10 protein-coding genes and 1 tRNA gene are annotated in these 16,484 nt (G+C 57.9%); 7 read left to right on the forward strand and 4 right to left on the reverse strand.

The window, feature by feature from the left end:
- Positions 1-76: 76 nt before the first annotated feature.
- From ftsY to PSR62_RS17255, 3 genes are all read left to right on the forward strand, one after another.
- Positions 77-1,075, forward strand: a complete 999-nt coding sequence (gene ftsY / locus PSR62_RS17245) for a signal recognition particle-docking protein FtsY (protein ID WP_274404247.1) — start codon at positions 77-79, stop codon at positions 1,073-1,075.
- A gap of 5 nt (positions 1,076-1,080) precedes the next feature.
- Positions 1,081-1,662, forward strand: coding sequence for a tRNA-(ms[2]io[6]A)-hydroxylase (locus PSR62_RS17250; protein WP_274404248.1), 582 nt, complete (start codon positions 1,081-1,083; stop codon positions 1,660-1,662).
- Positions 1,663-1,928: 266 nt separating this feature from the next.
- Positions 1,929-3,005, forward strand: a complete 1,077-nt coding sequence (locus tag PSR62_RS17255; protein ID WP_274404249.1) for a hypothetical protein — start codon at positions 1,929-1,931, stop codon at positions 3,003-3,005.
- A gap of 110 nt (positions 3,006-3,115) precedes the next feature.
- Here the strand turns inward: PSR62_RS17255 and PSR62_RS17260 are convergent, their stop codons facing one another.
- Positions 3,116-5,344 carry a sigma 54-interacting transcriptional regulator gene (locus PSR62_RS17260; RefSeq protein ID WP_274404250.1) on the reverse strand — a complete coding sequence of 743 codons (2,229 nt, stop codon included), beginning with the start codon at positions 5,342-5,344 and terminating at the stop codon, positions 3,116-3,118.
- 190 nt (positions 5,345-5,534) lie between these two features.
- Between PSR62_RS17260 and PSR62_RS17265 the strand changes: the two genes are divergently transcribed.
- Entirely contained in the window at positions 5,535-6,884 is a 1,350-nt protein-coding gene (locus PSR62_RS17265; protein ID WP_338020215.1) for a DUF1598 domain-containing protein, read from the forward strand.
- Between the two features lie 451 nt (positions 6,885-7,335).
- Here the strand turns inward: PSR62_RS17265 and PSR62_RS17270 are convergent, their stop codons facing one another.
- A complete protein-coding gene (locus tag PSR62_RS17270; RefSeq protein WP_274404252.1) occupies positions 7,336-11,229 on the reverse strand; it encodes a serine/threonine-protein kinase in 3,894 nt (1,297 codons plus the stop codon).
- A 309-nt stretch (positions 11,230-11,538) separates the two neighbouring features.
- Between PSR62_RS17270 and PSR62_RS17275 the strand changes: the two genes are divergently transcribed.
- The 3 genes from PSR62_RS17275 (at position 11,539) to dinB (ending at position 13,872) form a co-directional block, all read left to right on the forward strand.
- Positions 11,539-11,612: transfer RNA gene (locus PSR62_RS17275), tRNA-His, on the forward strand.
- Between the two features lie 290 nt (positions 11,613-11,902).
- Complete coding sequence (locus PSR62_RS17280) at positions 11,903-12,685, forward strand: SOS response-associated peptidase (RefSeq protein ID WP_274404253.1); 783 nt, start codon at positions 11,903-11,905, stop codon at positions 12,683-12,685.
- Positions 12,682-13,872, forward strand: coding sequence for a DNA polymerase IV (dinB, locus tag PSR62_RS17285; protein ID WP_274404254.1), 1,191 nt, complete (start codon positions 12,682-12,684; stop codon positions 13,870-13,872). Before PSR62_RS17280 ends, dinB begins: the two co-directional genes overlap by 4 nt.
- A 407-nt stretch (positions 13,873-14,279) precedes the next feature.
- On the opposite strand, the gene egtB is transcribed toward dinB, so the two are convergent.
- Both egtB and egtD read right to left on the reverse strand, forming a co-directional pair.
- Complete coding sequence (gene egtB / locus PSR62_RS17290; RefSeq protein WP_274404255.1) at positions 14,280-15,476, reverse strand: ergothioneine biosynthesis protein EgtB; 1,197 nt, start codon at positions 15,474-15,476, stop codon at positions 14,280-14,282.
- Positions 15,473-16,468 carry an L-histidine N(alpha)-methyltransferase gene (egtD, locus tag PSR62_RS17295; RefSeq protein ID WP_274404256.1) on the reverse strand — a complete coding sequence of 332 codons (996 nt, stop codon included), beginning with the start codon at positions 16,466-16,468 and terminating at the stop codon, positions 15,473-15,475. The genes egtB and egtD overlap by 4 nt, the downstream gene beginning before the upstream one ends.
- Positions 16,469-16,484 lie beyond the last annotated feature (16 nt).

The following is a 16,484-nucleotide window of genomic DNA, read 5'->3' on the forward strand; positions in this document are numbered from 1 at the left end:
TCCGAGGGTCGGCTTGTTTCCGAGTCGGCCCCGTTTTGTTCCCCCACACGCTCCATTCCCAAACGTGCATTGATCGATGGCTTTCTGGCGATCCAAAAAGAACGACTCGAGCGACGACTCCTCCAACTCTTCTTCGCCATCGGCCGGTGACGACGCGGCAGGCGGCCTGTTTGGCAAGATGAAAAACGGCCTGCAGAAGACTCGCCGGGTGCTGGGAACCGACATCCGTGACCTGTTCAAAGCGGAAGGCCGCCTGGTCGACGAAGATTTCTTAGGTGAGCTGTTTGCACGATTGGTTCGCACGGACATGGGGGCTGGTCCCGCCGGACGAATTCGCGATCGCGTTGCCAAAGATTTCCGCGGTCGTGTGGTGCACTTGGAAGAAGTCGTCGAGACAATCACTGCAGACATTCGCGAACAACTCAAGCAAGATCACGGCGACCTCGCCAAAGCCGACTCGCCCCCGACCGTGATCTTGGTCGTTGGCGTCAACGGAAGTGGCAAGACCACCTCGATCGGCAAGCTCTCGCATCACCTGGTTTCGCAGGGCCACAAGATCGTCCTTGGTGCAGGCGACACGTTCCGCGCCGCCGCGGTGGAGCAGCTGACCATTTGGGCGGAGCGCATTGGTTGCGAAATCGTGACCGGCCCCAGTGGTGTGGACCCCGCCAGCGTTGCTTATCAAACGACTGAAAAGGCGATTGAGATCGGCGCGGACTACGCGATCATCGACACGGCCGGCCGCTTGCAAACGCAAGGCAAGCTGATGTTGGAACTGGAGAAGATCCGCCGCGTCATCGACAAGAAGTTGCCTGGTGCACCTCACGAAGTTCTGTTGGTTCTGGACGCGACCGCCGGTCAAAACGCGATCAGCCAAGCCAAGGGATTCAGCAACGCAGCCGGTTGCACAGGGATCATCCTGTCCAAGCTGGACGGGTCTGCCAAAGGTGGCGTCGTCCTGCCCATTCGCGAACAGTTCGAACTGCCAGTCAAGTTCGTGGGCCTCGGCGAAGGCATCGAGGACATGACCAAGTTTGATCCCGACACCTTCGCCGCGGCGTTGCTGGAGGCTTGATCGCGATGCTTCATTTGCAATCCGAATCGACCAAACGTTGGCTCGAACAAGTCGACAATCATCTGGACGAGTTGCTGCTCGATCACGCGCACTGCGAACGCAAAGCCGCGTCAACCGCGATGAACCTGATGAACGCTTACACCGAGAACCTCGAGATCTGCCGTGAGATGGCAACGATCGTCGAAGAGGAACTCGAACACTTCTTCCTGGTCGTCGACATTCTGAAACAACGCGACATTCCGTTTCGGCGAATCGCTCCGGGCCCCTATGGTCGCAAACTGAACGCGCTGATCCGTCAAAACGATCCCAACCGTGCCGTGGACCGCCTGTTGGTCGCGTCATTGATCGAGGCTCGCAGTTGTGAGCGTTTCCGTTTGCTGGCCGAACATGTCGCGGAACGAGAACCGGAATTGTCAGCGTTTTACGCGGGTTTGTTCGAAAGCGAAGCCCGACACCACACGACTTACGTGAAGCTGGCGGAACACTTCACTGACCGCGAATCGGTCCGCGAACGTCTCACGGAACTGTCCAAGTTGGAAAGTGAGATCATCGCCGAGGGCAGTGACTTGCCCCGCATGCACTCCTGATCGGATTGTTTCACGGACTCACGCTGGCAAACCTCCCGCGGTGCGTGAGCCACCGGAATCGACGAGCAAGTTTCACGCGATGGGCGATCCATCGTCTTGGAAACGCCCCTCATTCTGGCATCCAGTTTGCGTTGCTTGCCCATCGCGGGCATGACGCAACACTCTCTTTGCTGTCGAGAGTCAGCCCGCATCCAAGATGGAACGGAATTGAGTCGGATGAACCGACTGACACCGTCAATCAATTGTCTGGTCGCGGAGACACAGTGATGAATATCTTACAAGCTCGAGTCACGTCTTACGCTGTTGCGTTCGCTTTGGCTTTGTTGACCACCGACATCCATGCAGAGGAAAACGCCCAAGCCCTCTCGTTCGATTTGCCACCCACTGCAGTCGCTCGCCCGGTCGATCTTTCAGATCGCATGACGCCAACCGCTCAAGCCGGTGAGTCGGTGCAGATCGAACTGCATTTGTCGTCGATGGTTTCTGGCAGCAAGCTTCCAACCATTGAGCGTTGGATGGTTCAAGTTGTTCCTCGTGCCGCATCTTGGCGAGTGCTGGACTATTCGCCACGCACTGAAACCGGAACCGACTACGCCACTCCCATCCAAGTCAAACGATCCGACGAATCGACTCGTTCCATCGGGATCGCAGCGGATGGTGGTTACGGTCACTTGGCGTCCGCTCATCTCGGCGCCGACAACGGCGACAAACAATCCGAAGCGATCCAGTTTGACAAACACGCTCCTTTGCACGCCGTTTCCGCAGCGGGGACGATCGAACGTGGCCGAGGCGTCTACTACAAACTCCGCTGGACGTCGCAACAGATTTTGGAAGGCGAAAAGTCATTCCAAGTCGCCTTTGACGTGCCGCCCGGGTTCCGTGCCGGAATGCTGGACGTCGTCGTGATGGCCTACGGCAAGCCCGCGAGAACGAGTGCGATCAGCGGTGTGTGGGCTGAAATGCCACTGCTTGAGAACAGTTCCTCCTCCACCATGCTTGGCAAAGCTCACTTCACCGTTGCCGTTCACCGCGAAGGCGATGACGCAGCCTGGAGCTTGGCTCGCCAATTGGCCTCCGCTGAAGTTCGACTCCGGCAAGCGGCATCCGGACATCGAGCCGACACACCGATTCGTTCGCTCCCAACCTTGATTCGCCACATGGCCGCGAAAATCGATGTGGACTCGGTCGACATTCATGGCGACTGGGCAGAACGATTGATTGCCGGTCAAGCGGATCCCTACATCGATCCCGTGATCCGAAAATTGCCAACCGACTTGCGAGTCGTCGCCCTGGACTACAACGACAGTCGCCGAGCGTTGTTGGCACTGAGCGAAAAACGTTGATCGTGTTGGGGTGCGGTTCAGTGGATCCTCGCTGACCGGCGTATCACCATTTTTCTTTGAAACGGCATGAACTCGATGGACGCAAAACTTTGGGGGCGCCCCAACGATTCTTAGCTCGCGTTCTTCTGGGCTTTCTTCAGCTTGCGGTCCAACGTGCTGCGTTCGATTCCTAGAATCGTTGACGCGCGACTCTTGTTCCCGCCAGTGGATTCCAACACTCGTCGAATGTGTCGCATCTCCAACTCCGCCAGCGAAAGTTCCGACTCATCGTCGATGCTGCCTGAGCGACCGGTCTTCGACGTGCCGTCTTTCGATGGCCCGGCGACCGGCGTGATCAGCAAATCGTCAGCGTCCAGCTCGATCACATTGCCGTCACCGCCAGCATCCATCGGCGACATCACGACGGCTCGCTCGATCACGTTCCGGAGCTCACGCACATTGCCGGGCCAGCGATGGCGTTGCAATTTTTTCTCTGCCAATGCCGTGAATTTCAAACGCCCGCGAGCCATCGACTCAGCGAACGATTGCAGAAAATGATTCGCGAGCAAAATCACATCGCGGCCACGTTCTCTGAGCGGCGGCACCAAGATTTCGACGACGTTGAGCCGGTAAAACAGGTCTTCTCGAAACGTATTCTGCTCAACCATCGCTCGCAGGTCACGATGCGTCGCCGCCACCACTCGCACATCGGTCTGAATCGGCGACTGCCCACCGACACGTTCAAAGGGATGCCCTTCCAGAACGCGAAGCAATTTGGCTTGCAGGTCCAAGCTCATCTCACCGATTTCGTCCAGCATCAATGTGCCGCCGGAAGCGACTTCAAACTTGCCTCGCTTTTGCTGGGTCGCGCCCGTGAAGGCACCTTCTTCGTGTCCGAACAGTTCCGACTCCAACAAATCCTTGGACAGTGCGGCACAATTCAAACACACCAGGGGCCCATCGCGACGAGGACCGGCGTGATGAATGGCCGACGCCACCAACTCCTTGCCCACGCCCGATTCGCCTCGCACCAAAACGACCGAAGGCGTCGGAGCGACTTGTGCGATCTGCTGTTGAACAAGGCGGATCGGCTCGCTGTTTCCTAGAATCTGAATGCGACCGGCCAATTGCCGTCTCAACCGACTGATCACCGCCTCGGATTTTTTCAGCGACCGCGTCAACGAAGCCTCCCGGTGAACGGAACGAATCGCTTGGCAGAAAATTTCTCCCGCCGCGACCACGTTTCGCAATTGGTTCGGGGTCAACGCGGGATTGCCCGCCGGGGTGGTCACGTGAACCAAACCAACCGGCAAAGATTTTTCGCGCAGCAAAGCGTTTGGTTCCGCCGACGCCCCGTCACGGTTCTCAGCAACCGCGGGCCGCAGTGGCGCCAGAATGATCGATTCGACATCGATCTCTCCCGCAGTGTTCTCGGTTGCCAATCGGCGGTCGCCCAGAACATTGCGAGCCAGAATCGCAGCGGACTCCGGTTGCAAGATCGGTTGAATGAGTGGCGTTGGAGGACGGCGGTAACGAGTGCCAGCAGGTTGGCGAACCAAACGAGGAGGCGCCAGCCCAGCGCCATCCAACAAAGCCGCTTTCTGTTCGGCGTCGAACAGGTACAACCCGATCGTCGAACCCGGCATCAAATCTTCGAGCGTTTGCATCAATGTCTCGCCACACTCTTCGATTGATTCTGCTCGCCCCAGTGCGAACGCCATCGCCAGCAACGGATCGACTGCGTCCGAATGGGTCGGCTCGCCCTCTCGCGCTCGACTGGCTTCGCGATTGAGTCGGCCGGCCAAACCGCTGGACATGATCTGGGAGACAACATCGACCTCACTCTCGCCGTTGTCACCGTCATCATCCGCACATTCGGCCTGCCAATCGCCGCCCAAGTTGTCTTGCGTCGCCCCATCATCGCCGGAGCCAGAACCGTTGGGGGAAGTCGCACCGGGGGCCGCGGAGTTCCGAACGGGGGGACGCGTCAGCGTGGCGGGGTTGCGGGTGAACGTCAGTTCGAAGCCAGCAATCTTCAGCCGGTCGGCCTCCTTCAGCACTGTCGGGGCCTTGATCCGTCGGGAATTGACCTGCACCCCGTTACGCGAATTCAGGTCCACAATCGCCCAAACAGGGCCTTCAGGAGTGATCGCGGGTCGAATCTCGGCGTGTTGGCGGCTGGATTGAGCGCTGCGAAGCACGATGGGATTGGACGACGAGCGGCCGATTGTCCAACGCATATCCCCAGACAACCGAATCACATCCGTCCAGCGCATACCGCGATGAACCACCAAATAGGCGTCTGGAGGCGATTTCGCTGGAGCAGCGTCGGGTTCAGTTGTGTTAGATTTGCTTGTCACTGGTAGAGCCTGCAATTATTCTAATCATAGACAGCGGGTTCCCCCCACCGCCGGTCGACTTTCACCATCCCTTCTCTCCGCCAGCCGGATACACGTCTCGATGTGCTCTTCTCTTCTTGGTCGTCCTGTTTCCGGTCGACCCATCCAACGTGGCTTTGGGTCCTGGGTTCGTTCCATGCAATTGCCAGCGTTGATGTTGCCCGCGGCCATGTTGACAGCTCTCTGTGTGGCCATGACGGCCTCCACGGCGGACGCCGGCATTGGGCTCGGCAACCAACGTTCGGTCGGTGGTGTGATGATCGCTCCCGATGGCAGCGTTCGAGCCGCCACCGTGGAAGAACAAAAGGAAATGGCCCAAGTCGTCCGCAATGCCATGCAAGCCCCTGCGGGTGAGTTGACCGAAGCGGCCGATCGCCGCGTCATTTCGCTGAACGGTCTGCAGGCTGCCCTCAAAGAAGCCCACGAAACCGGAAAGCACCTCGACACCGAAACCATGTTCCTCGCTGGCATGCAGCGAATTGAATATGTGATCGTCGACGAAGAGAACAACGACATTCTGCTCGCCGGTCCCGCCGAACCTTGGATGGTTCGTCCCGATGGACACGTCGTGGGCACGATGACGGGTGGGTCAGTGCTTCGGCTGGATGACTTGGTCACCGCCTTCCGCAGCGTCGAAACCGCTCGCCACGACGGCGGCATCCGTTGCTCAATTGAACCCACCCCCGAAGGTCGCCTGCGTCTGCAAAACTTCTTGAAGAACGTCAAGCTTCGTCCCGGTCAAAACCCTGCTTACCTCGAAGCCGGCATGCGACAAGCCTTCGGCCCACAACAGATCTTCTTGGCCGGAGTGCCCACCGACAGTCGCTTCGCACGAACCCTGGTCGCCGCTGACTTCGAAATGAAACGCATCGCGATGGGACTGACTCAGTCACCTGTTGCGGGCTTGCCCAGCTACCTTGAGATCGCCAAGAACCAAGCCCAGTCCAGTGTCAGCAGCCCACGTTGGTGGATGGCATGCGACTACGACCCGATCGCTCATGACGCCGAGGGGCGTGTCTGGAAGATCAGCGGTCAGGGAGTGAAAACGCTGACAGAAGACGACACGTTCGACAAAGACGGAAAAGTCCGCTCGACCGGTCGCCAAAATCCATTGGCAACCAAATGGGCTGACATGATGACCGAGCAGTTCGAAGATCTTTCTCGCGAACGCCCTGTCTTCCGCGACCTTCGCAATGCCATGGACTTGGCCGTCGTCGCGACGCTCGTCACTCAGCAACAGCTCGACCACAAATCAGGCATCGACCTGAGCGTCCTGCGTGGCAAAGACTCGCAAGTCGAACTGGCCAGCTACGACATGCCCAAGACCCTCGAGCCTCAGTGCAGCTTCATCAAAGGCCGTGCTGGCTGGACCGTGACGGCCTCCGGCGGCGTCAACGTCAATGCGTTTGCCGTCTCGGAAAACGCCGTGATCGACGAAACACTGGGCAGCGTCGCTGTCGCCAGTGACTCAGCCTCACGCTGGTGGTGGAACAGCAAGTAGTTTGACGGGCCAGGGCTGCCAGAAGCTGAGAGTTGACGACGATCCCGTTGCCGCAGCTTTCAGCCCGACGGGATTTCCCAGATCAGCCGGTGGTGTGAACGAAGCGAACACCACCGGACACGGACCACTTACCAACTGATTGCCCCTGAACGCGTCGAAGATTCTGTGTTCCGACAGGGTCGGTGGTCCATTTCTTTCGTCTCCTGGGGTCGTTGCTTCGCAGGCCCCACGCTACGCGGCGACGCGATCAAATCCTTTCAGGTTGGCCTTCCGATTTGCGGAAGAAGTAACGGGCAGGCGACAACGCACCTCAAAGCCAACGCCGCGTTCACTCCGGTTGCGTGCCAGAACCGTGTCGCACGTCCACACCGCTCGTTGGGCTGTTCGCCCCACTGATTCCAGCCAACCTGCTCCGAACGCCCCTTGAGAGCGAGCCGTTCCTCCGCCCTCATCAATGTTTGGGGCGATCGACACCGCGGTACAGCCTTGCGAATCGCGAGGGAGCGACGACACCTTCATCCGCCAAATAGGCTTCTAAGTCCGAGTCTTGATCGGGGGAATCGAGCCACTTCAGTTCGTCGTTCGCGGCCAGTGCGTAGGGTGTCAGTTGAAGTTCCTTCGCCTTCGCAGCAGCGGACGCCAAGAGTTGCCGAGCGTGGGCGTCCGTCCCGGAAACGGAATGGCGAGCCAGGTGAACGCCTTCGTAGAAATCAGCTTTCATCTTGGCGAACTCGGATTGTTCACGCCGTAGCTTCTGCAGGGCATTTCGCAACTTCACCTCGGCCGTTTTCACTTGGCAACTCAAAGCCTGCAGTGCCAACAGGCAAACAAACTCTGTGAAGTTGATCCGGATCATTTGAACGCGATTCAAATCGTAGGAACGCATTTGGCGAGGCAACAGATCCAACTTGGACGCGCCATTGGTCACGTCCGCCGAGTAGAGATCGCGTAACACGTCTTTGAACTGTTGAACGAACAAAAAGGACGTTGCCCCGACGTGCTTCATGCATTCACGCACGCGATCCGAGGCCAAGTCCATGCGTGCCATGTCATTGTCGGAAAAGAACGCCACCGACGCATACCCCAGCGTGCCCATGATGGTGACGAACTGATCGTTCGTCGTCCGGCCCTCTGCCTGCATGTCCGCCACCGTCCTTCGCATCTCCGAAATCATGCCACACTGGAAGAACGAGGCCAATTCAACGTACGACGTGTGGGCAATCTCAAAGCTCTTGGCGTGTTCGCTCAAGCCATAGAATTGCTTCGATTTTGCACAGGGCTCCAGCGCGTCGGCGTAACGACCGTCCATCGCGGCGTTCCACGCCAACCCAGTGTTGACATCCCCGTGCCAAGACGGATCGTCTTCCGGCCGCAATGTTGCAAGCATTCGCTGCAGACTCTGACTGGCTCGTTGACGAGATCTTCCCGGGTTGTAAGAGGAAAAGACTGCTTCGCCGACTCCCAGTTGCAAGCGTTCTCCGGCCGTCCCCAGCAACCGAACTTGTCGAGCAGCAAAGAGCGCCCACTCAATCGCAATGTTGTTGTTGATGATGCTGAGCGGGCGAATCAGGCGAACACAGGCCTCGATTTGGCAGCCTTGTTGCCACGTGCGCGGTGGTGTTGGTTGGTCCAAAACCACCGAGAGATCACGCTGCAACGGCAGCAGCCGTATGATCCGCCAGAAGACCGATAGATTGAACCCCCATTTGGACTTCAATCGCGGCAATCCCAGTTGTTCGATCAACGGTTCCACCAACCGGCTCGCGTCGCTGAATTCTCCCGATCGGATCAAACACTCCACACGTTCCAACTGATGTTCGACAGACGCGTGCCCCGGCAATAAATTCGCCAGTGCTTCGTGCGCTTCGGCGGCTTTGTTGAGTCGGCCACTGCGATGCCAGGCGAACGACGCTTCCTTCAAGTACTGAATCTGCTGCTCGCCGCTGGAATTCTCCGCTGCGACCTGATACCACGATGCGACTTCACCGTGGGCGTACATCTGCTGGGCTTGTTCGGCGGCCAGCTTCGCCCAGACCCCAAGCGCTTCGTGGAGCCCGGCTCGCTGGTAGTGAGAGGCAATGACGCTGGCAACGTCCGGGCGGACATGCGACAACGTCTCAGCCCAATCGGCGTGCAATTGACGAATCTCTGATTCCGACATCTGTGCCAGAATTTTCTCACCCAATCGCGAATGCCAAATCTGCACGGTGGGGCCAGACGATTCACCGCGGACAATCAATCGATGGCGTTGCAGCTCATCCAGTTGATCGTTGAGGTCTTCGGTGTCCTCCTTCCAACTGCGGAGTTCGTCAATTGGCACCTGACGTCCCGCCGCTGCGATTCGTCGCAACCACTGCATCGCGCCGGGAGTCAGTCGTTCGGAGCGGTTTTGCCAAAGGGATTCCATCGACGGCACGGAAACACCTTCGCCCCCCGATTCAGCTTTTTGAATCGCATCGGACAACCAACCTCCCGGACGAAGTTCTTCAAGACAGGCATCCAAGCGGTAAGGCATCCCGTCGATTTGCCGAGCCAATGTCTTCAGGTGCTCTTCCGGAATTTGCAATTCAAACTTCGACGCTTCCGCCAACAACAATTCGATGGCGGTCTCATCCGGCAACGGCCCAAGTTCAATCGTCTCATCGGGCGACGTGAGCTGCCGATCACCATTCGTTCGCGAAACCGTGATCAAGCCAAAACCTTGCAACTCCGGCGCCTTGGGCCGGTTCAGACTGGCCGATTGCAAATAGTCCAACACCGAAATCGTATCCCGATCCGCCCACTGAACATCGTCAATCACGAAGAAAACCGGTCCGTATTCTCGCAGCCGCTCGCAGACCTTCAGCGCCGCTTCGAGGCCACCGGGACGAGTGGGTGACGTTTGCAGCAGCGGCTGCGATCGGTCCACTTCCAAAACCTCTGCCAACCCCGGCAGGATGCTGGTGAGCAAGCTGACGGTGACTGAATCCACCTGCAACGGCTCGCGATCCATGCCCCAAAATCGCATGGTGATTTCGTCGGAAATCTGGCTGAACGCCTGCAGCGGTTTCTGATCTCGTTGTTGGCAACGGGCCACAAAGACTTGAGCCCAAGACAAGGACCGCAGCTGCGACAAGGCGACATCCAAAAGCGTCGACTTGCCGATCCCTGAATCACCACTGAGATGCAACCGTTGAGTCTGGCCGCCCAGAACCAGGTGACTCCATCGATGAATCCGAGCCAGTTCATCATGACGAATGTGCTGAGTCGCCTCCCGAAGACGACTGGAACTGACATCGGTGATCCGAGTCATCTGCATCGCTTCAAGCGGGCGTCCGATCCGCGCCAAAGTCATGGCCATCGGCCGATCGGCCTCGTTGGGCGCCAACATCTCGTCCAGCGTGTCGATCAGATCCACTGGGATATCAGGGTGCAATCCACGAACCGCCTTGGTGATCAGCATCCGATCTTGTTCTTCATTCGATTTGTCTCGCTGGATCCCCAACGATTCATCGCTGCCATCGGTTGGACGAGACGCATTGTCCAAGTACTCACGCTCGTGATTCTCTTCACGGAGATGTTCTTCCCGGCGATACTCCGCGGCGGTGAAAACTCGCAACGCCTCCAGAACCACCATCCCCAAACTGAAGACGTCGCTCGATGGACTGTGCCGTTGCCGTACCAAGACCTCCGGGGCCACGTACATCGGGGTCCAGATCAGGTAAGCACGCATGGATTCCGCGTCATGCTCCTGGAACTTGCCCGCGGAGTCATAGTCGATCACAACGAACCGCTGACAATCGTTCGTCACCATGATGTTGCTGGGTTTCAAATCGCGGTGCACCAACTCGCGAGCGTGCATCCAACCGATCGCCGAGCCAACCTGGCGGACCATCTCGATCACGTTCTCGCAAGCCTGCTGCAACGGCAGATCCCGCCAACAACGAATGGCGGCGGTGAGATTGCTGCCATCGATTCGTTCCATGCTGAACGCGACGCACTTCTCATGCTGGTGAATCCCATGAAGCCGCATCAGATTGCGATGGTTCAACTTCGCCATCCGACGAAAACCAGTTTTGGCGAGCGTCGTGCCCGGCTCATCTTCGAGCGCTAGAATCTTCAGCGCAACGGGTTTGTCAGTGGCCTGTTCTCGCGCAGCGAACACCCAGCCATGGGTACCAGAACCGAGCCATTCCTCGAGGACAAAATCACCCCAGGAATCGCCCGATTGAAACGGAGGCGGCTGCAACCTGGGACGCGGTTTGATGCCCTGAGTCTCACGGTCAAGAAGGTGCTTGGTCCGCGTGTCCTGGCTTGCCAGAGGACGCATCCATTCATCACCTGTGTAGTCTTCCCACTTTGACATTTCACATGAGCCATCGTTCAAGGGACATTGTCAGACTGACTTCCACGCCATGGTACCATCACCACCACGGCGCTTCAAAAGATTCCATTCCGGCCCGACGCACACCGGTCCTTCCAGGGGGTTCGTCGCCATACCAGTGAATCCATGTTTAGTTTAGAAGCCAACACCTCGAAACGAACAGGCAAAATGGTTGGGCAGTTCCAATTTTGCGGACAAAGCGACCTGATTCTCTGCCAGAACTGGGAACCAGAGTGTCGCTACGGGATTGACCCCGCGAGATCACATCGATAAATTCCCTGCTCCAACACGGTGGTTGTAGTTCAGTTGGTTAGAACGTCGGATTGTGATTCCGAAGGTCGCGGGTTCGAGTCCCGTCATCCACCCTCCGTGATGCAACGGGTTTGATAGGCAATTGCCTGGTCTGCCGCCGAGAAATCGATGCGAGCCCGTTTGGAACCACAGCCGCTGCCGCCAGCGGCAATTGATGTTCTCCGGCACGCATTGGTTTGCTTTTGCATGCGTTGTCAGCGTCCCGAGCATCATTTGCGGTCGAACGCCATCTGACCGTTCAAGCACGCTAAATTGCTCTGGAGGCACTCGGGCCTCTGCCCAGAAGACCAATGGAACGAGCGTTCTGTTTGCTTCCTTTCGGAACGTGTTGTTGAGGTGAAGGATGTGCAATCGGTTCAACCTCCAAACCAATCTTGCCCAGCTGGCTCGATCGCTCGACGCCGCCCCGCCCCGGCAAATGGAATTCACCGAAGAGATCTTCCCTGGCAATCCAGCGCCCACGGTCGCGGTCAATCGATCCGGCGCCAACGAAATTCTTCCCATGACATTCGGATTGGTTCCCTTTGGCAAGACACCCCAAACCCAACGCCGACCGCTGACCAACGCTCGTGTCGAAAATCTAGAAAAGTGGCCTTGGAAGTCCGCCGTGCAATCTCACCGATGCGTCGTGCCCATGACTGGTTTTCGGGAACCATCCTACTGGGGAAAAACGGCGGGCACGGAAGTCAACTTCACCGCGGCCCAGGACTCCCCTCTGTTTGCCGCGGCCATTTTCACTTGGTACCGCCCTGAACCAACCGAGCCGTCGCAAGACGATTCACCGGTTCAGTTGACCATGTCGTTGATCATGCGTCCGGCTTTGCCAACCGTCATGGAACACGGGCATCATCGGTCGCCGTTCTTCTTGACCGTCGATGGCGTACAAAACTGGATCGTCCGAGACACGCGACCGCTCGAGGATTCCTTGACCGTGTTGAAACAACACGCTTTCGAACCCGAGCTGTCGGTGACCGTCGCCAGGCAGATGGCCCCGGCGTGGACCAAGCGTCAATCCAGCAACGTTGCCAAACGAGACCAGCAATTGGTTGCGATGGATGAGACCGGACCACTCGGAATTCCTGGTTCGTCGGACTCCCAATCCACCAACGACGATCGCAAGCCATGATCTTGCATGTCGACATGGATGCTTTCTACGCTTCGATCGAACAACGCGACCGACCAGAACTTCGTGGTCGCCCGGTGGTGGTCGGCGGCGTCGAAGGTCGCGGCGTGGTGACCGCAGCCTCCTACGAAGCTCGCGAATATGGCATTCACTCCGCGATGCCGGGCAGCCGCGCGATCAAGCTTTGTCCGCACGCAGATTTCATTCGAGGACGCTTGGATCACTACGCTGCCGTCGGCCGTGAGGTCCGCGAGATCTTTCACCGCTTCACACCGGTCGTCCAACCCTTGTCACTCGACGAAGCGTTCCTGGACGTTTCGGGAACGATTCGATTGCACGGATCACCTCGCGAAATCGGCATCCAGATTCGCGAGACGATCCGGCGGGAATTGGACCTGCCCGCCAGTGTTGGGATCGCCCCCCTGAAGTTTGTCGCCAAGATTGCCAGCGACATTGGAAAACCGAACGGATTCGTCGAGGTGCCAGCGGATGGCGTGCGTGCCTTCTTGGATCCCCTCCCGGTCTCTCGATTGTGGGGTGTGGGCAAGGTCGGGCAATCCAAATTGCAACGCCTGGGATACCGCACGATCTCGGATTTGCGTGTCAAAGACCCCGACGCGTTGAAGTCTCAACTGGGGCGATGGGGCGAACATCTGTGGAATCTGGCCAACGGCATCGATGGTCGGCAGGTGGTGGTGGATCACTTGGCCAAAGGCATCGGCCACGAGCGAACGTTTGCGGAAGACATCTCCGACATCGAATCGCTCCATGCCGTCGTCAGCTACTTGTCCGAGCAAACGGCACGTCGCCTGCGCCGAGCCCGCCGGTTGGCATCGACGATCACGTTGAAATACCGCCGCGAAGATTTCCAAACCTTCAGCCGTGCTCGCAAGCTCTCCTCGCCCACCGATAGCACGCTCGAAATCCTCCAGGTCTCGGAAACGTTGCTGTTGGAGATGCGGTCGCGGGAGCCACGCAGCGTCCGATTGCTGGGCATCTCCTTGGGTGGTTTGACCGATGGCGATGCGCCCAAGCAGATGAATCTGTTCGGCGAAGAATCAGGGGAAGACGCGTCCTCGAAAGTGGATGCGTTGAGCGACCAGATCGCTACCAAACTCGGCAAACACAGTCTCTACCGAGCGTCGAGTCACCAATGGGTCGACCGGAAAAACAACCAACCGAAAAGCTAGCCGCAGACTCCCGTACGATTGGCTTCCAATCCTGTCGACCTCCACCAAACGGTAACCCGACGCGCCAGCAAGGATTCAGATCGCACCGACACGACGGCCCCTTCCGGGGCGACCTTTCGTGCTTCCTTAACATTCTCGGGGCTTCCGCCCCGAGCTAAGAACGAGCGTTCCATCCGGAGCGATGCACGCTGACCGAACGAATGAAACTGTGCCAGTAGCGTCTTGAGCCCCCCTCCGGGGCAGCGGGAGGAGTCGGAAAGAGAGCGTTCAGCGAGATTTCCGGAGGAGGGCCGTCAGCGTCGGGCCCAATAAGCAGCACCACTCTCACGCATTCGCGCCACGCAGCTCGACGTCATCCAGCCGACCACGCAAACATTTGGGGACAAACGTTCTACTCTGCCCCTCGTTCATTCCAAATCCGTGGCCAAGCGAATGCCGCAGAATTGCCAACGCATGGAGGGTGGGAAGAAATTTCGATAGGTCAATCGTGCGTGACCTTCTGGTGTGGCAACGGAACTCCCGCGGAGGACTTTCTGCCCGCACATGAACTTCCCGTTGTACTCACCGATCGCGCCCTCCGGCGCAGAGTACTTGGGATACGGCGCGTAGTCCGACGCCGTCCATTGCCAACGCGTTCCAAATGCATCGAGGAGCCCATTGCCCGAATCACGAACGGCAACCTCCCATTCAAACTCAGTCGGCAACCGGCATCCCGACCATCTCGCATACGCATCGGCTTCAAAGTAACTGACGTGACAAACCGGAGCGTTCTCGTCAACGGGTCGCAATCCCGCCAGTGTGAATTGGTACCAGCCCTCCTCACCCAGATGCCAATACAACGGGGCACGCCAACCATCCGACTGGACCGTCGACCAACCAGCCGCAAGCCAATACGACGGATCCTCGTAGCCACCGTCTTCGATGAACTCCAGATACTCGCCATTGGTGACCAAGCGATTCGCGATCGCATGGGGTGACAGCAAGGCTCGATGGCGAGGCAACTCATTGTCGAAACAAAAGGTCCCCTGCGTTGATTCGTCAAAACCGATGGTTTCAACACGTTCTGAGGCTGAATCAATCCAACGCAACCGCTCCGCCGGATCGCAATCTGTCACCGCGTCGACGCGATAGACAGGATGCAGCGGGTTGCACGAGAACACATGCAGCAGATCTGCCAACATCAATTCTTGATGCTGTTGTTCGTGTTTCAGTCCGGTCCGCAACACCTCATCGGAAACAATGGACTCTCGATCCGGGCGAGCCAGAAGCTCGACCATCGCTTCGTCGACCTGTTCCCGATAACGCCAAACCTCGGCCACCGTTGGGCGAGAGAGCAGACCGCGGCGTTCGCGAGGGAATTGCTCACCGACGGTGTTGTAATACGAATTGAACAACACCTCAAACGCTGGTTGCTCCGGTTGGTATTCCGGCAGTTTTTTTAGGCAAAACGTTTCGAAGAACCAAGTCGTGTGGGCCAAATGCCAACGTGTCGGCGAGACATCCGGCATCGACTGAATGACATAGTCCTCCGCTTCCAACGGCGCACAGATTTCTCGCGAATGATCGCGAACGCAGCGGTAATCCTCCAGGATGCAGTCACTCACGAGCGGAACATTCCCACGGCGAAGTACTCGTTCGTATCCGTCCAAATTTGCTCTCGCTGCCAGCCGCTTGCCGCCGCCATCTCAGTGAAGCCGTCGATCGTGTATTTGTGGGAAAGCTCTGTCAAAATACGTTCCGATTTGGACAGCGTCCGCGTGCGACCGGCCAGCGTGACCGATTGCTCGTGACAACTTTCGAGATGCATTTCAATCCGATGGTCGCGGTCGTTGTAGAGCGCGATGTGCCGGTACCCTTTCAAGTCAAAGTCTCCGCCGGCGACGCGATTGAGATGACGCAACAAGTTCAAGTTGAACAACGCGGTGATCCCACGACGATCATCATAAGCGGCTTCCAAAACGGCAGGGTCCTTCTGCAGATCAAACCCGATCAACAATCCGCCGCCCGTTCCAACTTGGTTCCGCATTTGCGAAAGCAAGGACGCGGCGAATGCAGGCCCAAAATTCCCGATCGTTGATCCAGGGAAATAGACCACGTCGCGCGCCTGACGTGCCCTCGAACTCGGAAGTTGAAATGGACGAGTGAAGTCCGCTGCGATCGGAGCGATCCGGCGACGAGGGAACTCCAGACGGAGCTTTTCCGCAACTTGTTCCAGGTAGTCACCCGAGATATCGACGGGCACGTAAGTCACGTCAGCGTGCATGTGTTCGAGCAGCAAGCGTGTCTTCAAACTGCTGCCGCTGCCGTATTCGATCAAACGACCGGCGGGCCCAATCGCCTCCACCATGGCATCGACACAAGCTCCCATGATCGAAGCTTCCGTCCGAGTCGGGTAGTACTCGTCCAACTCGCAAATCTCGTCGAACAATTCCGAACCAGATTGGTCGTAAAAGTACTTCGAGGGAAGCGACGGTTGATCGCTGAAGAATCCACGATGAAGTTCAACGACTGCATCACGATCAATCGATTGGCATTCGCAGATGCACGCAAACTCAGCGTGGTCGGCAGAAACCAGTTCAGTGGAAGAAGTCACCATGCGAATCCATCAATGA

This window comes from Rhodopirellula sp. P2 (genome assembly GCF_028768465.1).
Taxonomy (GTDB): domain Bacteria; phylum Planctomycetota; class Planctomycetia; order Pirellulales; family Pirellulaceae; genus Rhodopirellula.